The organism is Aquirufa sp. A-Brett2-W8, assembly GCF_054558755.1.
On the sequence record NZ_JBPXKS010000005.1, the window covers coordinates 37886 to 58859 of the forward strand.

The 20974-nt window shown below is 42.8% G+C and carries 21 protein-coding genes and 1 tRNA gene; 16 read left to right on the forward strand and 6 right to left on the reverse strand.

Annotated elements, in window-relative coordinates; translation table 11 throughout:
* Positions 1-174: 174 nt before the first annotated feature.
* Positions 175-248: transfer RNA gene (locus tag ACST13_RS05255), tRNA-Cys, on the reverse strand.
* A 501-nt stretch (positions 249-749) separates the two neighbouring features.
* Positions 750-1976 (reverse strand): metallophosphoesterase, encoded by a 1227-nt coding sequence (locus tag ACST13_RS05260; protein WP_459522168.1) that lies wholly within the window; start codon positions 1974-1976, stop codon positions 750-752.
* A 50-nt stretch (positions 1977-2026) separates the two neighbouring features.
* On the opposite strand from ACST13_RS05260, the gene ACST13_RS05265 reads away from it, so the two are divergent.
* On the forward strand, positions 2027-2821 hold the full coding sequence (locus ACST13_RS05265) for a Rossmann-fold NAD(P)-binding domain-containing protein (protein ID WP_459522169.1): 795 nt from the start codon (positions 2027-2029) through the stop codon (positions 2819-2821).
* Positions 2822-2990: 169 nt separating this feature from the next.
* Here ACST13_RS05265 and ACST13_RS05270 read toward each other — a convergent pair whose 3' ends face one another.
* Positions 2991-4181, reverse strand: a complete 1191-nt coding sequence (locus ACST13_RS05270; RefSeq protein ID WP_459522170.1) for a M20 metallopeptidase family protein — start codon at positions 4179-4181, stop codon at positions 2991-2993.
* A gap of 134 nt (positions 4182-4315) precedes the next feature.
* Here ACST13_RS05270 and ACST13_RS05275 point away from each other — a divergent pair, with 134 nt between their 5' ends.
* Both ACST13_RS05275 and ACST13_RS05280 read left to right on the forward strand, forming a co-directional pair.
* Positions 4316-4831, forward strand: a complete 516-nt coding sequence (locus ACST13_RS05275) for an HNH endonuclease (RefSeq protein WP_459522171.1) — start codon at positions 4316-4318, stop codon at positions 4829-4831.
* Positions 4828-5568 carry a DUF2520 domain-containing protein gene (locus ACST13_RS05280; RefSeq protein WP_459522172.1) on the forward strand — a complete coding sequence of 247 codons (741 nt, stop codon included), beginning with the start codon at positions 4828-4830 and terminating at the stop codon, positions 5566-5568. The genes ACST13_RS05275 and ACST13_RS05280 overlap by 4 nt, the downstream gene beginning before the upstream one ends.
* Here ACST13_RS05280 and ACST13_RS05285 read toward each other — a convergent pair.
* Positions 5561-6019, reverse strand: coding sequence for a hypothetical protein (locus tag ACST13_RS05285; protein ID WP_459522173.1), 459 nt, complete (start codon positions 6017-6019; stop codon positions 5561-5563). The two genes, ACST13_RS05280 and ACST13_RS05285, sit on opposite strands and share 8 nt — an antisense overlap.
* A 95-nt stretch (positions 6020-6114) precedes the next feature.
* Between ACST13_RS05285 and prfA the strand changes: the two genes are divergently transcribed.
* The gene (prfA, locus tag ACST13_RS05290) at positions 6115-7185 is read left to right on the forward strand and encodes a peptide chain release factor 1 (protein ID WP_459522174.1); all 1071 of its coding nucleotides are present in this window, start codon (positions 6115-6117) and stop codon (positions 7183-7185) included.
* A 375-nt stretch (positions 7186-7560) separates the two neighbouring features.
* Here the strand turns inward: prfA and ACST13_RS05295 are convergent, their stop codons facing one another.
* Positions 7561-8592: a sensor histidine kinase gene (locus ACST13_RS05295; RefSeq protein WP_459522175.1), complete on the reverse strand. Its 1032-nt coding sequence runs from the start codon at positions 8590-8592 to the stop codon at positions 7561-7563.
* Between the two features lie 57 nt (positions 8593-8649).
* Here ACST13_RS05295 and purB point away from each other — a divergent pair, with 57 nt between their 5' ends.
* From purB to ACST13_RS05355, 12 genes are all read left to right on the forward strand, one after another.
* Entirely contained in the window at positions 8650-10005 is a 1356-nt protein-coding gene (purB, locus tag ACST13_RS05300; RefSeq protein WP_459522176.1) for an adenylosuccinate lyase, read from the forward strand.
* A 190-nt stretch (positions 10006-10195) separates the two neighbouring features.
* Positions 10196-10576 carry a VOC family protein gene (locus ACST13_RS05305; RefSeq protein WP_459522177.1) on the forward strand — a complete coding sequence of 127 codons (381 nt, stop codon included), beginning with the start codon at positions 10196-10198 and terminating at the stop codon, positions 10574-10576.
* Between the two features lie 189 nt (positions 10577-10765).
* Positions 10766-12175, forward strand: coding sequence for an anthranilate synthase component I family protein (locus tag ACST13_RS05310; protein ID WP_459522178.1), 1410 nt, complete (start codon positions 10766-10768; stop codon positions 12173-12175).
* Positions 12176-12179: 4 nt separating this feature from the next.
* Positions 12180-12743, forward strand: a complete 564-nt coding sequence (locus tag ACST13_RS05315) for an anthranilate synthase component II (protein ID WP_459522179.1) — start codon at positions 12180-12182, stop codon at positions 12741-12743.
* 2 nt (positions 12744-12745) lie between these two features.
* Positions 12746-13735: an anthranilate phosphoribosyltransferase gene (trpD, locus tag ACST13_RS05320; protein WP_459522180.1), complete on the forward strand. Its 990-nt coding sequence runs from the start codon at positions 12746-12748 to the stop codon at positions 13733-13735.
* A gap of 1 nt (position 13736) precedes the next feature.
* Positions 13737-14519: an indole-3-glycerol phosphate synthase TrpC gene (gene trpC / locus ACST13_RS05325; RefSeq protein WP_459522181.1), complete on the forward strand. Its 783-nt coding sequence runs from the start codon at positions 13737-13739 to the stop codon at positions 14517-14519.
* 2 nt (positions 14520-14521) lie between these two features.
* Entirely contained in the window at positions 14522-15118 is a 597-nt protein-coding gene (locus tag ACST13_RS05330) for a phosphoribosylanthranilate isomerase (RefSeq protein ID WP_459522182.1), read from the forward strand.
* Between the two features lie 2 nt (positions 15119-15120).
* Positions 15121-16308, forward strand: a complete 1188-nt coding sequence (trpB, locus tag ACST13_RS05335; protein ID WP_459522183.1) for a tryptophan synthase subunit beta — start codon at positions 15121-15123, stop codon at positions 16306-16308.
* A 1-nt stretch (position 16309) separates the two neighbouring features.
* Complete coding sequence (trpA, locus tag ACST13_RS05340; protein ID WP_459522380.1) at positions 16310-17089, forward strand: tryptophan synthase subunit alpha; 780 nt, start codon at positions 16310-16312, stop codon at positions 17087-17089.
* A 111-nt stretch (positions 17090-17200) separates the two neighbouring features.
* Positions 17201-17554: a 50S ribosomal protein L19 gene (gene rplS / locus ACST13_RS05345; protein WP_459522184.1), complete on the forward strand. Its 354-nt coding sequence runs from the start codon at positions 17201-17203 to the stop codon at positions 17552-17554.
* A gap of 131 nt (positions 17555-17685) precedes the next feature.
* Complete coding sequence (locus ACST13_RS05350; RefSeq protein WP_459522185.1) at positions 17686-18834, forward strand: Gfo/Idh/MocA family protein; 1149 nt, start codon at positions 17686-17688, stop codon at positions 18832-18834.
* Positions 18834-20210, forward strand: coding sequence for a Gfo/Idh/MocA family protein (locus tag ACST13_RS05355; RefSeq protein ID WP_459522186.1), 1377 nt, complete (start codon positions 18834-18836; stop codon positions 20208-20210). The genes ACST13_RS05350 and ACST13_RS05355 overlap by 1 nt, the downstream gene beginning before the upstream one ends.
* Here ACST13_RS05355 and ACST13_RS05360 read toward each other — a convergent pair.
* A complete protein-coding gene (locus ACST13_RS05360) occupies positions 20207-20917 on the reverse strand; it encodes an ABC transporter ATP-binding protein (protein WP_459522187.1) in 711 nt (236 codons plus the stop codon). The two genes, ACST13_RS05355 and ACST13_RS05360, sit on opposite strands and share 4 nt — an antisense overlap.
* Positions 20918-20974: the final 57 nt, after the last annotated feature.

Genomic DNA, 20974 nt, shown 5'->3' on the forward strand with positions numbered 1-20974 from the left:
ACAATTCGATTTTTTATGAAACAATTAAATGTCTATTCATTTTTTGTATTTTTTTAATTCAAATTATTATTTAGAATTTTTCAAAATAAGCCTTTGGAATAAAATAGAATAATTTTTAGATAAAATTGTATCAATGGTATGGACATAAAAAAACCTTCCAGTTTGGAAGGTTTTTGGAGGTTTCGAGCGGATTCGAACCGCTGTAGAAGGTTTTGCAGACCTCTGCCTAGCCACTCGGCCACGAAACCAATTAATAGGGATGCAAATTTAGCTTTTTTTTAGATAAAGGCAAATGCTATTTTCAAAATTGTGATGTTTTAGCTTTGCCTAAACCCAAATTGTGCTGTGCAATAATTTCTGGTTCAGGCAAACCTAAAATTAAACACAATTTCAAAAAAACGCGTTGCTCTTTACTCTACAAACTCTACTCTATTTAGTAGGTAGTCCGAAGGGAATGAGTCCGAAGTCCGGAGGAACATTTACCATTTACCATCTCTACTCTCTACTCTATTATCTCTAATCTTGTCAGTAGCCAGTAGTCAGTAGCCAGTAGTCAGTCCGGAGGGAAATAGTCCGGAGGATCATTCACCATTCACCACTTACCATTTACCATCTCTACTAGTCAGTCCGAAGGGAATGAGTCCGAAGTCCGGAGGAAAATTTACCATTTACCATTCACCATCTCTACTCTATACTTTCCTCTCTCTAATCTCCTTTATGCTTTGTGCTTTATTCTTTATGCTCTAAACTTAGGATAAAGTAAATATGGAGATTTCCGGCGGCATCCCCACCCTTCCCGGATACCCTAAATAGCCATAACCGCGATTCACATAAATTTGTTGATCGCCTTCTTTATATAATCCAGCCCATTGTTTGTAGACATATTGGGCAGGGGACCAGCGCATTTCGGCTATTTTAACGCCAAATTGTGCACCGTGCGTATGGCCCGCAAAGGCCACGTCGATGTCTTTGTATTTTTTAGTCACCTCGGCATTCCAGTGGGTTGGGTCGTGAGATAGCAAGAGTTTCGCAGATGCATCCTCTGTTCCTTTATGCGCCTTCTCGAGGTTACCATACCAAGGGAATCGACCTAATCCGATGTTTTGGACACCAATAATGGCTAATTTTTCTCCTGATTCTTCTAAGAAGCGATGTTCATCCATTAAAAGATCCCAGCCTAGTAATTCGTGCGCCTTCATTAAGTCTTTCAGATTTTGCTTTTTAGCAGCTGGGCTATTCCAGCGTACGTAATCCCCATAATCGTGATTACCTAAAGTGCTAAATACGCCTAAAGGAGCTTTGACCTTATTAAATACGTCGAAGTAATTTTGCACTTCTTTGGACTCATTATTAACTAAGTCCCCTGTGAAGAATACGACATCTGGTTTTTCCCGCATGAGCATTTCCACCCCACCTTTAACTGCCGTTTTATTGAAGAATGACCCGGTATGAATGTCGGAAATTTGCGCGATTTTCAGGCCTTTAAAGGCAGAAGGCAAAGCTTTGATATGTAAGGGAATATGTTCTACTGTGTAGTCGTGGGCCCCCGAGATAATGCCAAAGGCAAAGGTAGCCGCCGGAACTGCTCCCACCGCCAAAGCCGCTTGAGACAAGAATTCGTGGCGAGAAATGGCGCTAGGGTCTTTTTTGAGAATCTTTTTTGTGCCCCACCTAAAAAAGCGGGTGATGTCTTCTATCAACAAGAAGATAATAATAAACAGTTTAGTGATAACAGATATCATCACAATCGCCATAAAGGTGATCCTAATTTCATTTTTCCAAGCGTTCAGAGGTAATGCATTATAAGATAAGATTCCCAATAGAATGAATAGCGTAAATCCCCAGAAAATATATTTTGCTGTAGTTTGAATGTTATGTCGGGAGTTTCGAAATGCGGTTTTGACCGCCATCCACACATAATAGTCAAGTGCAAATATGACAATACTTATAAAAGGCACAAAAAACATTTTATTCATAGGTCTCTAACTATCTTTGCGATTCAATTGTTCCAAAGGTGCAAAATTATATGAAAAAGACGATAAGTATTTACGGGGGCGGTTGGGTAGGCGCACCATTGGCATTTAAATTAGCTTTAGCGGACATGGATGTGCGTGTTTCGGCATCGAGTGTCCATCCACAAGCAGCTCACCCGAAAATCAGTGTGATAGAATTCAGAGCCGAGCCAGAAATGTCGACTGAGAATTGGTCATCGATGAATGGTGCGGAAGTCCAAATTTGGGCGATTCCACCTCGTCGCAAGAAAAATTCAGAAGAAACTTATTTAGCTATTTTACAGGAATGGGTAGATAATTTATCTGCTTCCTCTGCTAAAAAGCTTATTTTTCTTTCATCTACTTCAGTATATTCGAACGTGTCGGATACCGTTGATGAGAATTCTGGTATTAATGACGATTCGTTGATGGCTAAAGCCGAAGCAATCGTCACCTCTTCCAAAATCCCCACTGTCATCTTACGATTGGCGGGTTTAATGGGCGGCGATCGTTATGTGGCAAAGTATTTTTCTGGCAAACGAAATGACGGTGCAAATTGCCCGATCAACTATGTGCACAAAGATGATGTAGTAGCACTCATCGCTTTAGCTGCCGAAAAAATCGACTCTGGCATTTATAATATTGTAGCTCCTATTCATCCCTCAAAAGGAGATGTAGGCGAAAACGATATCGAACGTCGCGGTATGCCCGTAGGATATTGGGATTATTCTGTTACTTGTTTAGGCGGAAAAGTTGTTTCGGGAGATAAGATCTGCCACGAATTGAAATACGAATTCAGATGGCCGGATCCGCTTCAATTTCCTATTTAATTTTTGAGGCCGAGTTTCGGCCCTAAAATTTTAAAGAATAAAGCATAAAGCACAAAGAATAAACGAGATAAGAGAGTATAGATAATTAACTAAATCCATCTCCGTAGGAGATTCAAACTTTATTCTTTATGCTTTGTGCTCTATGCTTTAAAGGAGTCTAAGCAAAATGTTAAGCTTCCAATTCTTTCACTGCTAACCATGCCATTAAACCCGGTCCAATTTCCAGCGCTTTTTCATCAATATCAAAACTCGGCGTGTGCACTCCGCTCGTAATTCCTCGCTCTTCATTGCGAATTCCTAAACGGTAGAAACAGGCATCCACGTGGTGAGTATAGAAAGCGAAGTCTTCGCCAGCCATCCAAAGATCAAGGTCGACTACGTTTTCGGCACCTATATATTCGATGGCAGCGGCTTTAGAACGTCGAGTCAGTTCTGGATTATTTTGTAAGAAAGGATATCCTTTTACAACTTCGAATTCCACCCGGCCGCCCATCGCGTCTGCGATGCCTTCGGCGAGTTTTTTCATTTTCTCTAGACCTTCAGCTCGCCAAATTTCGTCCATAGCGCGGAAGGTACCGGCTATGTTTACTTCGTTTGGAATGACATTTGTGGCTCCCATGCCTTCGATTTTGCCAAAACTTAAGACGGATGGAAGTTTCGGATTCTTATTTCGGGAGATAATTTGTTGCATCGCCACAATGATATGGGAGGCGATCAGAATCGGATCGATACAGGCATCGGGCATAGCGCCGTGCCCTCCTTTGCCGATTACTTTAATGTAGATTTCATCCGTGCTAGCCATGTACATTCCCTCGCGGAAACCGATTTTGCCTACGGGAACATTGGTGGCGACGTGTTGGCCATAGATGCTTGCGGGAATCGGATTTTGTAAAGCACCTTCTTTGATCATAATACTTGCTCCGCCTGGCGCTTTTTCTTCTGCCGGTTGGAAAAGTAATTTGATGGTGCCTTCGAATTCGCCGCGGACCTGCTGTAAAATGTGGGCTGTTCCTAAAAGGGACGCGGTGTGGACATCGTGTCCGCAGGCGTGCATTACACCTGGATTTTTTGATTTATAGGGAACGTCGTTTGTTTCTAGAATGGGTAAGGCATCCATGTCAGCGCGAAGTGCGACGACTTTTTTGTCTGGATTTTTGCCTTTGATTTCGGCGATGAGGCCGGTGTTTGCGATTTTTTTAGCCTGAATCCCCATCTGCTCTAATTGTTTTAAAACATACGCTTGCGTCTGAAATTCCTGATAAGACAATTCCGGATTCGCGTGAATGTGGTGGCGATTTGCTAGGCTGTCTGGGGTGATTTCAGATGAAAGCTGTTTGATTTTTTCCAATAAAGAGGACATGGCAATTGTTTATTTTATGCAAATCTACAAAATAGGACCTAATTCCTTGAATTCTTAACAAAAAAGCAATGCTAAACCCTTCCAATTCAGCTGATTATTTTTTAAATTGTAGAGCAAATTAAAACGGTTTGTCTATGGCTCAGAAAGTGTTAGTTTTAAATCAGGATTACAGCGCGCTTACGATTTGTTCCATGCCTAAGGCCTTTCTTTTGGTCTACTTAAATAAGGCAGAATTAGTCGCGGAATCAAAAACTGAAAAATTACACTCTGTTTCGAAAACTTTCCCCTATCCTTCGGTCATTCGCTTGAAGCGTTATGTCTATTTCCCCTTCAAAGGGGTGATGTTGAATCGCCAAAACATCTTAAAACGAGATAATTTTACCTGCCAATATTGTGGTTCGAAAGATTATTTGACGATGGATCATGTGTTGCCTAAATCACGTCAGGGGCGCACCTCGTGGGATAATTTGATTACTGCCTGCAAGTATTGTAATTCTAAGAAGGGGCATATGACTCCAGAAGAGGCGGGGATGGTTTTGACGCGCCAGCCATTTAGACCTTCATTTGTTATGTTTTTGCGAAATTTTTCAGGAATTTTGGATGAACAATGGGCACCATTTGTGGGTGCTAAACTGGAGACCACCACATGAGTTTTAAAATATCGTTTATCGGAGCCGGCAATGTCACCTGGCACATCGCAAAGGCCCTAGAAAATGCCGGAAATTCTGTTCAAGAAGTTTTTAGTCGAGAGCCCTCGAAGGCAAAAGACTTGGTTTCCTATCTATATAATGCGAAAGTGCAAGAAGATTTAGATTTCTCTGAATCAGCCGCTACCGTTTTTTTCTTGTGCGTACCAGAAACGGCCTATTCGGAAGTGTTGAAAGAATTATTATTGCCCAAATATGCCACTCTCGTTCTCGTAACAGGCACATTTTCCTTAGCGGAGGCAAATTTATTATACGATCCAGCTCGAGAGAGCACGAACCAGATGGGGGTCTTTTTCCCCGTTCAACACCTCGAATCAGGTCGTAGAATCAAGTTAGATAACATGCCGATTTGCCTGGAGGTTTTAGTAGAGGAAACTCAAAATACCTTGGTCGCTTTGGCAAAAGACATCACAGATGCGATGTATTTAGTTAGTGGTGATGAGCGCAAAAAGATTCATAAGGCGATGCTTTTGGCAGGAGTTTTAACCCAAAACCTGTGGTCACATGCCCAAGAATTGCTCCAATCCATTGAATTAGAGCCGAGTTTATTGCACGGGCTTGTTCAACAGCATGTTCAGGCATTTTTTACAGGCAAGCCGCTTTCGAAGGAAATTTCAGACCCGCATTTACGGGAAGTCAATTTCCAGATCAATCAAATCCTCGAACGGAACCTTATTTAATCAAAGGTTTATCCATATTTTGGACCACGACATTCTTAGCGAATCCTAAAACGGTAATTTTCCCTGCTTCGGAAGTATAGAAATAGTATAGGCTATCGCCAGCGGTATTTTTTTGGATAGAGGGCGGGATGTCTTGTTTTTGGCCTATCGAATAATCTAGCGCATCCATAATCTCCACCATCTTGGCATCTTGAAAAGTTAATTTCAAATTAGCTGGAGCTCCTACTCGAACAGAAATAGACAATGCTTTCGTCGCACTATCCAGTTTTGTGGCACCTTTAGATTGAATTTCTTGTCCCCACGTGTCCACTTGATTGACGATGTCTTGAGGTAAAACGCGCTTCACTTGTCTTGATTTCATCTCCTTCACGGCAGCCGCCGTATCAATACGTTGTGAAAAATCGCAGGCTTGTAAAGCGATTAAAGCGAAAAGGAGGGAAGCTGTTTTCATGGTTTTGGGAATTATATACAAAGGTATTCTAAACGAGCACAAAGGGCAATGGATTTAATTACTATCTTTGCAACGTTTTTTAAAACCAAAATGTTATGCTGGAGCAGCTGGAGGCCATCCGAGAAAGATTTTTAGAAGTAGAGCAACAAATTGCGATGCCAGAGGTGGTATCGGACTTGAAGAGATTCAAGACCTTAAGTAAGGAATACAAGGATTTGCAAAAGATCGTCGAGCAGTATTTGCTTTACCAAAACTTGCTAGGCTCCATCGAGGAGGCGAAACAGGTGATCGCTACGGAAAAAGATGAGGATTTTCGCGATATGGCCAAAGCGGAATTAGAAGAATTAGTGCCAGCGGAAAAAGAAATGCAAGAGGTTTTAAAGGAGATGTTAATTCCCCGCGATCCGAACGATTCGAAGGACTGTATCCTCGAAGTTCGTGCTGGTGCCGGTGGCGATGAAGCGTCGATTTTTGCCGGAGACATCTTTCGCATGTACCAGCGTTATGCAGAAAAAATGGGCTGGACTTTCCAAATCATGGACTTCACCGACGGCACAGCCGGCGGTTACAAAGAAATTATCGCGTCTGTTCAAGGCGAGGATGTATATGCCAAAATGAAATTTGAATCCGGCGTTCACCGCGTTCAACGTGTTCCCGCAACAGAATCTGCCGGCCGAATTCACACGTCCGCCGCTACGGTTGCCGTGATGCCTGAAGCAGATGAGGTAGACGTCCAAATCAATATGAATGATATTCGGAAAGATACTTTCTGTTCTTCTGGAGCAGGTGGTCAGTCCGTAAATACCACTTATTCCGCGGTTCGTGTAACCCACATTCCGTCTGGTTTAGTCGTGCAATGTCAGGATGAGCGCTCCCAGATCAAAAACTTTGACCGAGCGATGACCGTTTTACGTTCTCGTTTATATGAAATAGAATTAGCCAAACGCAACGCCGAAATTGCTGGCAATCGTAAGTTAATGGTAGGCACAGGTGATCGTTCGGACAAAATCAGAACATATAATTATCCTCAAGGCCGCGTCACCGATCACCGCATTGGCTTAACCGTATATAACCTACCTGTCGTAATGGACGGGGAAATTGCTGATTTTATCGAGCAGTTGAGGATTGCGGAGAATGCGGAGAGGTTGACTGAAGGGGCGGTTTAAAAGGACTTTTTGCAAAATTGGCCTGCGTCATAATTTTCGCAAAAAGTCCTTTTAAACCTCTGAAAAAATGTGGCTAAAAATGGCCTACGTCATATTTTATAGCCACAATAAAAAATTTAAACTCTTGGTAAAAAATGCAAAATTGGCCTGCGTCATAATTTTCGCAAAAAGTCCTTTTAAACCTTACGAAAGAGCTAGGAATTTATTGAGTATTTCTTTATTCCACATCTATACTCTATAATCTCCTATCTCTACTCTTTATCCTTCTTCCTGAATTCATACAAAAAGGGACGTTTTTCGTCCCTTTTTGTATTCCAACTCTGTGCTTTTTGCTTTATTCTTTGTGCTTTGAGATATAAAAAGGCTAATGCCTTTTTATATCGCTTTCTCCAGCTTAAAGCTAAAACTCGTTCCCTTATCTAATTTCGATTCTACTTGGATTTTACTACCATGGGCTTGAACGATGTGCTTTACGATGGAAAGTCCTAGGCCGGTTCCTCCGCTAAGTTTAGTGCGGCTTTTGTCTACGCGGTAGAAGCGCTCAAAAAGGCGAGGAAGGTGTTTTTCGGAAATGCCTGGCCCATTGTCTTTGACCGAAATCAAATAAGATTTTTTACGGTCTTCGATTAAGACGGTTACTTTGCCATCTTGGTTGCCATATTTGATGCCGTTGTCCACGAGATTAACTAAAACTTGTTCAATCTTTTGCGCGTCGGCTTTTACATCAATTGCTTCATCTGTGCAATTTAAAGATAATTTTACGCCGCGTTTTTTGGCCTTGCCCTCTAACTGTTCAAAAATTTCTTCAATCATGGGACGCAAATTAATGCGTTTCTTTTCGATCTTGATGGCTCCGGTTTCGATTTGAGATACGGTCAAAAGATCTTTCACTAAGATATCTAAGCCATCTAAACTTTTAGCAGCTTTTTCGAGGAATTTTTGGCGTATTTCTGGGCTTTCATTTGGGTTATCTAATAGCGTATGAACGAAGCCTTGAGCGGCAAAAATGGGTGTTTTGAGTTCGTGGGAGACGTCTGCTAGAAATTCTTGGCGATAGACGGCTGCTTTTTTTAACTCCTTTACTTCATCTTCTGTGGTGGAAACGTAGTAGGTTAATTCACTTTTTAAGAGCTCGATGGGATTCTCTTTTTGGATTAATTGCTTGCGTGAAATCAAGGGGAAGCTCTTTTTCTTGATTTGCTTGATTTGGTCATATAATTCGTTTACTTCCTTGAAAACGAGGTTATCTAGGGCGAAGTAAATGAGTATCGAGCCAAATATCAGTACACTGATAAATCCGACAAAAAGAGTGGCGGAATCCGAATTTGGCAAAAACGAAATGAAGGCCGTCGCTACACCAGCGATGACGAAGGCCAATAGGATTGAAAGGTAGCGTGGACTTAGCATGCTTGAAATTACGGATAATTTTTAAATTGTTGTACCTTTGTGCTTTGATAAGATAGCATGGAATTAAATTTATTGACTGCCATATCACCTGTTGATGGTCGCTACCGTAAACAAACCGCCGCACTGGCTCCTTATTTTTCTGAATTTGGACTGATTCAATACCGTGTGCGCGTTGAAATCGAATACTTTATTGCTTTGTGTGAGATTCCTTTGGCCCCCTTAAAAGGCTTCCCTAAGGAAAATTATGCTGCCTTGCGTTCGATGTATACGAATTTTTCGGAAGCGGACGCAACCTGGATTAAGGATACGGAGAAGGTAACTAACCACGATGTGAAGGCGGTCGAGTATTTTATCAAAGACCGAATGTTAGCCCTTCCTGGCGATATGAGCCCATTTGTGGAGTTTATTCACTTTGGCTTAACGTCTCAGGATATTAATAATACGGCGATTCCACTTTCTTTAGCAGAGGCGCATCGTGATGTAATTTTGCCTGCTTATCAGGCGGTTGTAGCCACTTTAGAGGCTTACGCAACAGAGTGGAAAGAGATTCCTTTGTTAGCACATACACATGGACAGCCAGCTTCGCCTACGCGTTTGGGTAAGGAAATTAAGGTATTCGCAGAGCGTTTAAATCGTCAATTGGACTTGTTAGCACAAGTTCCCTTTACGGGTAAATTCGGTGGCGCGACGGGTAACTTCAATGCGCATCAGGTTGCGTTTCCTGACATTAATTGGCCACAATTTGCGGCAAAATTACATGCAGATTTAGGTATCAAACGTAGTCAATACACCACTCAAATAGAGCATTACGATAATTTAGCAGCCTATTTTGATGGCCTGAAGCGCTTGGATACGATCTTGATTGACTTATCGCGGGATATTTGGCAATATGTTTCGATGGGTTATTTCAAACAGAAGATCAAAGCAGGAGAAATTGGTTCGTCGGCGATGCCACATAAAGTGAACCCGATCGATTTTGAAAATGCGGAGGGGAATTTAGCGATGGCGAATGCGTTCTTCGAATTCTTGTCAGCGAAGCTTCCGATCTCTCGTTTGCAACGCGATTTGACGGATTCGACGGTATTACGTAATGTAGGAACGCCATTGGCTCATGTAATGATATCCCTAAATTCCTTACAAAGAGGTTTAGGCAAATTAGAATTGAACAATAGCAAAATCCAGCAGGATTTAGAAGATAATTGGGTGGTGATAGCTGAGGCAATTCAGACGGTATTACGTAGAGAAGCTTTCCCTAAACCTTACGAGGCATTGAAAGACTTAACACGTCACCACGGAAAAATTGACCAAGCTGTTTTTCACGCATTCATAGATGGATTAGCTGTTTCAGATGCGATTAAGGCCGAATTGAAGTTAATCTCACCGTTTAACTTCGTAGGCCGCGACGAAAACTAATAACTAAAATCCTCCGGACTAACTACTGGTTACTGACAAGATTAGAGATAATAGAGTATAGAGTAGAGATGGTGAATGGTAAGTGGTGAATGATCCTCCGGACTTCGGACTCTTTCCCTTCGGACTACCGACTACCGACTACTGGTTACTGACTACCGACTACTGATTACCGACTACTAGATACTGTTTTATGACCCACCTCATGCACATCGCCCTCGTGGTAGCCGATTATGACGAAGCCATCGCTTGGTATACCCAAAAGCTCGGTTTCAAACTAATCGAAGATACGGTCCTAAGTGACGTGAAGCGTTGGGTCTTGGTGCAGCCGTCTGGTGAAGGTTCTTGTCAATTGCTATTAGCGAAAGCGGCGACTGACGAACAAAAATCAAGAGTAGGCAATCAAACGGGAGGACGCGTTTTTCTGTTCTTGCACACGGATGATTTCGAGAAAGATCATGCGAATTTGATCGCTCAGGGCATTACGATTGTGCGTGGTCCGAGCGAAGAAGAATATGGTAAAGTGCTCGTATTCGAGGATTTATATGGAAATTTATGGGATTTGATCGGTTAAAATTTTGATTTTACGGATTTCACTCTACATTTGTATCAAATAACAACACAATGACAAAAGCAACATACAACAAAAACTGGTGGCAAGGATAATAATCCCTGAACAGTTTCGCTGTGTGTACATGATATGTTTACTAAAGGCTTGCTGTTCGACAGTAAGCCTTTTTTTATTAATTTTGCCCTTTGAAACATGTCTAGCATAAAAATAAGAACTTCACGGAAAACACTTTTGGCCGATACATTGACGCCGATTGGAATCTTTTTGAAGATTCGAAAAAACTATAAGAATTCGGTTATCCTGGAATCGGCGGATTACCATGGGAAGGAACATGGTTTTTCTCATATCGCCTTTGATCCGATCGCTCGTTTTGAACTAACGGATTCGAAAGTCACCCAAACGTTTCCTGACGGAACGCAGGAAAATTTCACACTTGAGAATCGCCACGATGCAGTCGCAGCCTTAAAGAGTTTCGCCGATCGCTTTGATTTTAAGAAAGAAAAAGGGGATTCACCGATGGCGAACGGGCTTTTTGGCCATATATCCTATGATGCGGTCACCTATTTCGAGGATATCGATATTCAAGCGAAAAATCCCGAATCAGCAATTCCTTCCATTCGTTATTATGTATACCGTTACGTGGTGGCGGTGAATCATTTTAATAACCAAATGAGCCTCTACGCGCATAGCTATGATGGTTCTGAGCCCTCCTTTGACACGATTACCTACTTGTTAGATATGCCGCATTATGCGACAGCGTCTTTCGCACGTCAAGGGGAAGAGGTAAGTAATTTAACGGAAGAGCAAACGCGTGAAATCGTCAATACCTGTATTAAACACTGTTTACGCGGGGACGTTTTCCAAATAGTTCCTTCCAGACGTTTTGCCCAAAAATTCCAGGGCGATGATTTTCAAGTCTACCGCGCACTTCGCTCGGTAAATCCATCGCCTTATTTGTTCTATTTTGATTATGAGGAATACCGAATTTTTGGGGCATCGCCTGAAAAACAAATCAAGATTCAGGGTTCTGTCGCAGAGATTCATCCGATTGCGGGAACGTTTAGACGTTCTGGCGATGATGCCCGCGATGCGGAATTAGCGCAGGCTTTAATTGCGGATCCGAAAGAATCGGCGGAACACGTCATGTTAGTGGATTTAGCGCGTAACGATTTAAGTCGTTCGGCAGATAATGTCAAAGTGGAGACGTTTAAAGAAGTACAATTCTTCTCGCACGTGATTCACTTGGTTTCTAAAGTGACTGGGCACTTGCAAAAGGGAGTGAATCCTCTCCAAATGGTAGCGGATACGTTTCCAGCCGGGACTTTAAGCGGCGCGCCGAAGCATAACGCCATGACCATCATCAACCGTTTAGAGCCTACGAATCGGGCTATTTACGGTGGGGCGATTGGATTTATGGATTTCGAAGGCAATTTCAATCACGCCATCGCGATTCGTACGTTTTTAAGTAAAGGAGACACCTTGTTTTTCCAAGCGGGCATGGGCGTAGTCGCTAAGTCCGTCGTGGAAAGTGAGATGCAGGAAATTCACAGTAAACTAGCCGCCTTGCGTAAAGCATTAGAGGTGGCAGAAAATTTAGCTTAAGGATATGAAAGTACTAGTAATAGATAATTACGATTCCTTTGTTTATAATCTGGTCTACCTGTTGAAGGAATTAGGCGCAGAGGTGGACGTGTTTCGCAATGATAAAATTTCTCTCGAGGAAGTGGGTAAATACGATCAAATCTTGTTGTCGCCGGGTCCTGGGATTCCGTCGGAAGCAGGAATTATGATGGATTTATTGAAAGAATATAAGTCGACCAAAAAAATCCTCGGTGTCTGCCTAGGGCATCAGGCGATTGCGGAGGCTTTTGGCTCTCAATTAAATAATATGGGCGAGGTTTTGCACGGGGTAACCACCGAATGTGTGGTGACAGATCCGAGCGAACGCTTGTTCTTAGATATTCCATCGCGCTTCGAAGTATGCCGTTACCATTCATGGACGGTGGTTCCTTCGAGCATGCCAAGCGATTTAAAGATTACGGCCGAAGATGATAAAGGCTTTGTTTTAGCGGAGGCGCATTCGAAATACGATGTGCGCGGGGTGCAATTCCACCCGGAGGCGTTTTTAACGCAACATGGATTGCAAATGATTAAAAATTGGATGAAATAAGAATGAAAAATATATTAAATAGACGGGCTGCAGGAGAAACACTACCAGAACACGAAGCAAGAGAGATTTTGCTGCGCATTGGGCAAGGAGAAATAAATCCGAGTCAAATCGCCGCATTTTTATCTTCGTATTGGTTCAACCCGATTCAAGTGGATGAGCTGAAAGGATTCGTTTCAGCGATGATGGAATTAGCCGTTGCGGTGGATCTATCGGAGTTCGACGCCATGGATGTGTGTGGAACGGGTGGCGATGGAAAAGATACTTTTAATATTTCAACAACCTCGTCCTTCATTATCGTAGGCGCAGGCCAAAAAATCGCCAAACACGGTAATCACGGCGTTTCCTCTTCAGTAGGGTCGTCGACGGTTTTGGAGTTTTTGGGATTGAAATTTAATAATGATCCGAAGATCTTGAAACGCAAGATGGAAACGTCGGGCATGTGCTTCTTGCACGCACCTCTTTTCCATCCAGCCATGCGCTTCGTGGGGCCTATCCGCAAGGAATTAGGGATGAAGACCTTCTTTAATTTACTAGGGCCTTTGTTAAATCCGGCCAAAATAACAAAGCAAATTTCTGGTGTTTATTCACTTGAAGCCTTTCAATTATATGAAGGATTTTTCGCGGGCTCTGGCAAACAATATGGAATCGTATATGCCGAAGACGGTTATGACGAAATTTCCTTAACCTCTGCCTTTCGTTTAACTACCCCAGCTGGGGCATCTATCTACAATCCAGGAGATATTGGCTGCGAAGTGGTAGCACAATCTGAACTGTTCGGAGGTTCTACTGCGGAGGCATCAGCGAACATGTTATATAAGATTTTACAGCGCGAAGGCACCCCTGCTCAAACGCAAGCCGTTTTAGCGAATGCCGGGGCTGGATTGTATGTCGCAGGTAAGGCGGGGAGCTTAGTAGAAGGTTATGCCTTAGCGAAGGAATCCTTAGAAAGTGGTCGTGCTTTCCAGGCCTTCAAGAAATTTATAATGGATTAAGATGAACATATTAGACCAAATCATATCCACCAAAAGACAGGAAGTTGCCGCTTGTAAAGCACGCACCACGACTGCGCAGCTCGAAAAACAAGGATTTTTTGCGCGCGCTTGTCATTCTTTGTCTATGTCTTTAGTTCAGCCAGCTTCTACGGGAGTCATTGCTGAATTTAAGCGGCAATCACCCTCGAAAGGCATAATAAATGATCGTATAGGGGTGGATGTAGTTACACGAGGATATGTGGAGGCGGGAGCGGTTTGTTTATCGGTGTTGACGGATGAATCCTATTTTGGCGGAACCTATGCTGATTTTGAATTAGCGCGTCGTACGAATCCGAATACGCCCATTTTGCGCAAGGATTTCATGATTGATGAATACCAAATCATCGAAGCAAAATCCATGGGAGCTGATGTTATTTTATTAATTGCAGCAGCTTTAAGTCCATCCGAAATCAAAACATTAGGAACGCTAGCGTGTTCATTAGGTATGGAAACTCTACTCGAGGTGCACGATCAAGAAGAATTGGATCGTTCCCTAGGAGATTATATTTCCGTGGTAGGTGTGAATAACCGAAACCTGAAGAATTTCTCCGAGCAAAACGTGGAGGCTTCAAAGGTTTTGGCAGATAAAATACCAGCGCAATTCGTCAAAGTTTCCGAGAGTTGCATTTCTGGACCTGAGATTATTACTGAATTGAAAAACTATGGTTACCGCGGATTTTTGATAGGCGAAAGCTTCATGAAGACTGATAATCCGGGGAAAGCCTTAAGCGAATTTATACGATAGGAATGATGCGCTGGAAAGTATGTGGCATGCGGGAACCCAACAATATCCAAGAAGTAGCGGCTTTAGGGCCGGACTTTATGGGCTTTATTTGGGCAGCTAAATCGCCACGTTATGTAGGTGCAGATTTTGTGATTCCAGCATTGCCTGAAAAAACGAAGGCGGTAGGGGTGTTTGTGAATGAATCCACAGATACCATTATTACTCTTTCGAAAAAAGCTGGATTTTCTTACGTGCAATTGCATGGCGAAGAAGGTCAAAAAGAAATAGACGCCTTACACACTGCCGGATTATACGTAATCAAGGCGATTAGTGTGGGTGAGGCAGCCGATTTAGATCTGACAGATACGCCGGATTTCTATCTATTTGATACGAAAAAAGGAGCGCAAGTAGGAGGAACGGGAGAACATTTTGATTGGTCTCTTTTAGCTCATTATACCCTGGATATTCCCTATTTTTTAGCGGGAGGATTGCAAACAGAAGATGTGCAGAAGGTGAAGAATTTTCCAGGCTTGTATGCTTTGGACTTTAATAGTAAACTCGAAGTGAGTCCTGGATTAAAGGATGTCGAGAAGGTAAAAGAACTAGTAAAACAACAATAGATATGTCATTTCAAGTAGATGAGCAGGGGTATTACGGAAATTTTGGTGGAGCTTTTATCCCCGAAATGTTGTACCCAAATGTGGAAGAATTACGTTCCCGTTATTTAGATATCATAGCCGATCCTGTGTTTCAGGCAGAGTACGATGCTTTGTTAAAAGATTTTGTGGGTCGACCTACGCCTTTATTTAAGGCGGAGCGTTTGTCAGCTAAATACAACACGAACATTTATTTAAAACGCGAAGATTTGTGTCACACAGGGGCGCATAAAGTGAATAATACGGTAGGCCAAATTCTGGTAGCCAAGCGTCTAGGTAAAAATAAGATCGTTGCAGAAACGGGTGCCGGTCAACACGGCGTGGCGACAGCTACGGTTTGTGCCTTAATGGGCATGGAATGTATTGTATACATGGGTGCCATCGATATCGAAAGACAAGCCCCGAACGTGGCGCGTATGCGGATGTTAGGCGCTCAAGTGGTGGCCGCAAAATCGGGTTCACAAACCTTAAAGGATGCAACAAATGAGGCGATGAGACACTGGATTAATCATCCGGTTGATACGCATTATATCATCGGTTCTGTAGTGGGGCCACACCCTTATCCAGACATGGTGGCACGTTTTCAATCCATCATTTCAGCCGAAATACGTACACAACTACAAGAAAAAGAAGGCAGAGATTACCCCGATTACGTGATTGCTTGCGTAGGCGGTGGGTCGAATGCTGCAGGTGCTTTTTACCATTTTTTAGATGAACCCCGCACCGCATTAATTGCCGCGGAGGCAGCAGGCAAAGGAGTGAATTCGGGTCATTCTGCCGCTACGACTTTCTTAGGAAAATCGGGCGTATTACACGGCAGTAAGAGTTTGTTAATGCAGACGGAAGATGGTCAGGTGATCGAACCCTATTCGATTTCAGCGGGATTAGATTACCCAGGAATTGGGCCTATGCATGCGCATTTATTCGAATCGGGTCGTGGAAAATATTATGGTGTAACGGACGAGGAGGCTTTAGTCGCAGCCGTGGAATGCTCTCAGCTAGAGGGTATTATTCCGGCTTTGGAGACGGCGCATGCTTTGGCCGTATTCGAAAAATTACAAGCAAAACCGAATGAAATCGTAGTGGTAAACCTTTCAGGTAGAGGAGATAAGGATTTAGCTACCTACCAAAAACATTTAAATTTGAATGACTAAAATGAACCGAATTTCTGCCCTATTCTCCAAGGCTACCGAGCCTATTTTGAATGTCTATACCACGGCGGGATATCCACATTTCGAAGATACGATGACGATTTTAACCGCTCTGCAAGAAGGGGGAGTAGATATCATCGAAATTGGAATGCCCTATTCTGATCCAGTTGCAGATGGGGAAACCATTCAGCAATCAAATCAAGCGTCACTAGATCAAGGGATGAGTGTAGCGCATTTGTTTACGCAATTAAAAGATTTGCGTCAAACGATCACCGTTCCTGTACTTTTAATGGGCTATATCAATCCGGTTTTACAATATGGGGTGGAGGCATTTTGTGCCAAATGTGCCGCGATAGGCATCGATGGATTAATTCTTCCGGATTTGCCGATGGCAGAATACGAGCGTGAATACAAGGCAATTTTTGAAGCGCATGGCCTATTTAATATCTTTTTAATCACGCCTCAAACGACCGATGAGCGTATTCGTCACATCGATTCCGTATCCAATGGATTCATCTACATGGTTTCCTCCGCGAGTACAACGGGAGCGAAAACAGGTATTTCATCCGATCAAGAGACTTATTTCGAACGTATTGCGTCAATGAACTTACAAAACCCTCGCTTAATTGGCTTTGGTATTTCTGATCATTCGAGTTTTATGAAAGCATCTAAAAATGCGTCTGGAGCCATCATTGGTAGCGCTTTCGTGAAGTTAATTGGGCAAGCGACTCACTTTCGGGCTGAAATCGTTGATTTTGTTCAGTCAATTAAAGGTAAAAAGTAGGCAATTGTTTTTGGAAAGAAATATTTTTCCTATCTTTGCAACCCGAATCAGACGATCTTATGCACAAGTGGGCCGCTAAGCGCTGATAATCATCCAAAATACATAGTTCAGATGAGTGAATTAATTAAATTCGTAGAGCAAGAAAACGCAGCACGTAGAGGAGAGCATCCAGAATTCGCTGCTGGTGACACGGTTAACGTACACGTAAAAATTCGTGAAGGTAACAAAGAACGTGTTCAGGTTTTCCAAGGTTTAGTAATCCAACGTAAAAATTCTGGTGCTGGTGAATCATTCACGGTACGTAAGATTTCTAACGGTATCGGTGTTGAGCGTATTTTCCCAATCTTGTCACCAAACGTGGACAAAATTGAAGTATTACGTCGTGGTAAAGTACGTCGTGCACGTTTATACTACATGCGTGGTAAGCAAGGAAAAGCGGCACGTGTTAAAGAGAAGAAAAAATAGGAGAAGAAAAAATAGGTTTGAAATTTTTTATATAATAAGAAAGCTGTTCAGAAATGAGCAGCTTTTTTTATGTCCACATATCAGTAATATCGGCTAGAATTTTACTTTTGTAGATAAATAAACTTATTTAAATGAAATCTACCGCTTCGAATCGCCGAGAATTCTTGCACAATGCGAGTATGTTAGGCGGAATGGCCTTTTTGCCTAGTTCTTTTAAAGATGTCACGAAAACATTTGCTCCAGAAATGCCGGAACGTATCATCGCTCCACGGATTAAGTTTGGGGTAATTGGCATTAACCATGCCCACATCTTTAGTATGGCAAACTCTATTATCAAAGGTGGAGGGGAAATGGTTTCTTTTTATGCGAAGGAAGCGGATTTAGCCAAAGACTTTGCCACTAGATTCCCAGGCGTAAAGCAAGCAGCATCTGAAAACGAGATTTTAGAGGATTCCTCTATTCAATTGATATTAAGTTCGATTACTCCAGTAGAGCGCGCGCCCTTAGGCATTCGCGCCATGCAACATGGAAAGGATTATATGGTAGATAAGCCAGGCATTACGAGTTTAGCACAATTAGCGGAGGTTCGTAAAGTCCAAAAAGCCACCAAACGCATCTATTCCATCTCGTATAGCGAACGTTTTGAGAATAAAGCGACAGAGAAAGCCAGCGAATTAGTGGCTACAGGAATGATCGGTAAAGTAATTCAAACCATCGGAACCGGCCCTCACCGCATCAGTTTGAATGCGCGTCCAGCTTGGTTCTTTGATAAGCAATATTATGGTGGTATCATCTGCGATATCGGATCTCACCAAGTAGACCAGTTCTTACATTTTACGGGATCTAAAGACGCGAAGGTTGTTGCTTCTCAAGTCGCGAATTATACGTATCCGCAATACCCGCAATTCGAGGATTTTGGAGATTTGATGCTGCAAGGAAATGGCGGCTCTGGTTATATCCGGGTCGACTGGTTTACCCCCAATGGATTGAATACATGGGGAGATGGACGTTTGACGATTTTAGGAACGGAAGGTTTTATGGAAATTCGGAAGAACACCGATATTGCCTCTCCTCATGGATTAGGAAGTCATTTATATGTGGTGAATAATAAGGAAACGCTGTATGTAGATTGCAAGAATGTGGAATTAAACCATGGACAAAAAGTCGTGGATGATGTGGTGAATCGTACCGATACGGCGATGACTCAGGAGCATTGTTTTTTAGCAACAGAACTAGCATTGAAAGCACAGGCGCAAGCCACTAAAATAACCTTGAAATAATGAAAAGAAGGAAATTTGTTCAAAATTTCGCCTTGGGCGCAGTGGGTACTTGGGGTTTCCCTACCATTGTTCCAGCGAACGTATTGGGTGGCAAAGATGCCCCGAGTAACAAGATTAATATTGCACAAATCGGCTGCGGTAGAATCGCCCGTACGCATGATTTGCCAAGTACCTGGAAATTTGAAAAAGCTAGAATAATGGCGGTTTGTGATTTAGATCGCCACCGTACCGAAGAGACCAAGCAATTAGTGGAAGAATATTACACGAAGAAAACAGGTCAGGCAAATTACATCGATGTGAAAATGTACGATGATTACCGAGAGATGCTTTTGAATAAAGACATTGATGCGGTGATGATCAGTACACCTGATTTTTGGCATGCACAACCAGCGATGGAAGCGGCTTTAGCAGGCAAAGATATATACCTCCAAAAACCCACCTCTCTTACCATTCACGAGGGTCGTCAATTAGCGGAAATCATTCAGAAAACTGGGCGCATTTTACAAGTGGGTACCCAGCAGCGCTCCTCTTCTCAGTTCCGCAAGGCAGCTGAATTAGTGCGTAATGGACGGATTGGAAAATTGCATACGGTGAAGATCGGTTTACCTGGTGATCCATCAGGACCACCAGCTCCAGCCATGCCTATTCCGAAAGGATTTAATTACGATATGTGGTTGGGTTCTACACCTGAAATGCCTTATACGGAGATTGGAGTCCATCCTCAAGTTGGGTATGACCGACCGGGTTGGTTACGCATGGAGCAATTTGGTGCCGGGATGATTACGGGATGGGGTCAGCATCACTATGATTCTGCCGCTTGGGGAATGGATACAGAATACACGGGTCCTATCTCCGTGGAATCAGTGGCTGAATTCCCTAAATCAGGATTATGGAATGTGCATGGGGACTTTATGTCCAAAGCAGAATATGCAAATGGCATCACCATGTATACCTCTGGCGGATATCAAAACGGAATTAGGTACGAAGGAACTGAGGGATGGATTTTTGTTTCTCGGGGAGATTACGCTGCTACGCCTTCTGACCCTACTTCTAAAGTGAGAGCGAAAGCGATAGATGCCTCTGATCCGAAAATTTTAGAATCAGTGATCGGCGAAAAGGAGATTCATCTGTACAACTCTGCAGACCAACACGGTAACTGGCTAGATTGTATCGAATCACGCAAAGAACCAATATCTCCTATCGAGATTGGGCACCGCGCTTGTTCGGTATGTTTAATCACGCACGTTTCGATGAAGATACCTCGCAAATTGCAATGGGATCCGAAAAAGGAACACTTCGTTAATGACGCGGAGGCAAACACGTGGTTAAGAAGAGCGCAACGAGCTCCTCACGGAACAGATCGAATTAAGATTTAGATTTTTTCTATCTTTCTGACGTTGTGGTTAATCGTGTCAGATTCAACGACACCATCACGCAAACGAATGATACGGTGGGCATATTGGGCAATATCATCTTCGTGGGTAACCATGACGATGGTGTTGCCTTTTTTATGCAATTGATCGAAGAGATCCATAATTTCATAGGATGTCTTTGTGTCCAGATTACCCGTAGGCTCATCGGCTAACAAGATCGATGGATCATTGACTAGGGCGCGCGCCACGGCTACACGCTGTCTTTGGCCCCCTGACAGCTCGTTCGGCTTATGCAAGGCGCGGTTATCTAACCCAACCCCTTTTAAAGTATTCATCGCGATTTCTGTGCGTTCTTTTTTAGAGTAACCCGCATAGATGAGTGGTAAGGCTACGTTTTCTAAAGCTGATTGGCGGGGAAGTAGGTTAAAGGTTTGGAAAACAAAACCAATTTCCTTGTTTCTAACGGAGGCTAATTCATTTTCTGACATCTCAGATACATCTTGTCCATTCAGGATGTATTTACCTGTGCTAGGCGTATCTAAGCAACCTACAATGTTCATTAGGGTTGATTTGCCAGAACCAGAGGGACCCATGAAAGCTACATATTCTCCCTTATTTACAGAGATGGTTACGTCTTTTAATGCGTCGATCACTTCTTCGCCCATTACGTAACGTTTGGAAATAGCGTGGGTCTCAATAATTTTAGTCATAGCAATCAATTTAGGATTCAAAAATACATCCATTCTAGGAAACAATTCTGCTTTTTA

Excerpts from the sequence above, each read along its gene's own strand:
- ACST13_RS05310 (WP_459522178.1), top strand. The coding sequence starts at position 10,766 with ATGTCTAGCATAAAAATAAGAACTTCACGGAAAACACTTTTGGCCGAT.
- ACST13_RS05315 (WP_459522179.1), top strand. The coding sequence starts at position 12,180 with ATGAAAGTACTAGTAATAGATAATTACGATTCCTTTGTTTATAATCTG.
- ACST13_RS05360 (WP_459522187.1), bottom strand. The coding sequence starts at position 20,917 with ATGACTAAAATTATTGAGACCCACGCTATTTCCAAACGTTACGTAATG.
- ACST13_RS05270 (WP_459522170.1), bottom strand. The coding sequence starts at position 4,181 with ATGTCCTCTTTATTGGAAAAAATCAAACAGCTTTCATCTGAAATCACC.
- trpA (WP_459522380.1), top strand. The coding sequence starts at position 16,310 with ATGAACCGAATTTCTGCCCTATTCTCCAAGGCTACCGAGCCTATTTTG.
- prfA (WP_459522174.1), top strand. The coding sequence starts at position 6,115 with ATGCTGGAGCAGCTGGAGGCCATCCGAGAAAGATTTTTAGAAGTAGAG.
- purB (WP_459522176.1), top strand. The coding sequence starts at position 8,650 with ATGGAATTAAATTTATTGACTGCCATATCACCTGTTGATGGTCGCTAC.
- ACST13_RS05355 (WP_459522186.1), top strand. The coding sequence starts at position 18,834 with ATGAAAAGAAGGAAATTTGTTCAAAATTTCGCCTTGGGCGCAGTGGGT.
- ACST13_RS05350 (WP_459522185.1), top strand. The coding sequence starts at position 17,686 with ATGAAATCTACCGCTTCGAATCGCCGAGAATTCTTGCACAATGCGAGT.
- ACST13_RS05280 (WP_459522172.1), top strand. The coding sequence starts at position 4,828 with ATGAGTTTTAAAATATCGTTTATCGGAGCCGGCAATGTCACCTGGCAC.
- trpC (WP_459522181.1), top strand. The coding sequence starts at position 13,737 with ATGAACATATTAGACCAAATCATATCCACCAAAAGACAGGAAGTTGCC.
- trpD (WP_459522180.1), top strand. The coding sequence starts at position 12,746 with ATGAAAAATATATTAAATAGACGGGCTGCAGGAGAAACACTACCAGAA.
- rplS (WP_459522184.1), top strand. The coding sequence starts at position 17,201 with ATGAGTGAATTAATTAAATTCGTAGAGCAAGAAAACGCAGCACGTAGA.
- ACST13_RS05305 (WP_459522177.1), top strand. The coding sequence starts at position 10,196 with ATGACCCACCTCATGCACATCGCCCTCGTGGTAGCCGATTATGACGAA.
- ACST13_RS05285 (WP_459522173.1), bottom strand. The coding sequence starts at position 6,019 with ATGAAAACAGCTTCCCTCCTTTTCGCTTTAATCGCTTTACAAGCCTGC.
- ACST13_RS05330 (WP_459522182.1), top strand. The coding sequence starts at position 14,522 with ATGATGCGCTGGAAAGTATGTGGCATGCGGGAACCCAACAATATCCAA.
- ACST13_RS05275 (WP_459522171.1), top strand. The coding sequence starts at position 4,316 with ATGGCTCAGAAAGTGTTAGTTTTAAATCAGGATTACAGCGCGCTTACG.
- ACST13_RS05265 (WP_459522169.1), top strand. The coding sequence starts at position 2,027 with ATGAAAAAGACGATAAGTATTTACGGGGGCGGTTGGGTAGGCGCACCA.
- ACST13_RS05295 (WP_459522175.1), bottom strand. The coding sequence starts at position 8,592 with ATGCTAAGTCCACGCTACCTTTCAATCCTATTGGCCTTCGTCATCGCT.
- trpB (WP_459522183.1), top strand. The coding sequence starts at position 15,121 with ATGTCATTTCAAGTAGATGAGCAGGGGTATTACGGAAATTTTGGTGGA.
- ACST13_RS05260 (WP_459522168.1), bottom strand. The coding sequence starts at position 1,976 with ATGAATAAAATGTTTTTTGTGCCTTTTATAAGTATTGTCATATTTGCA.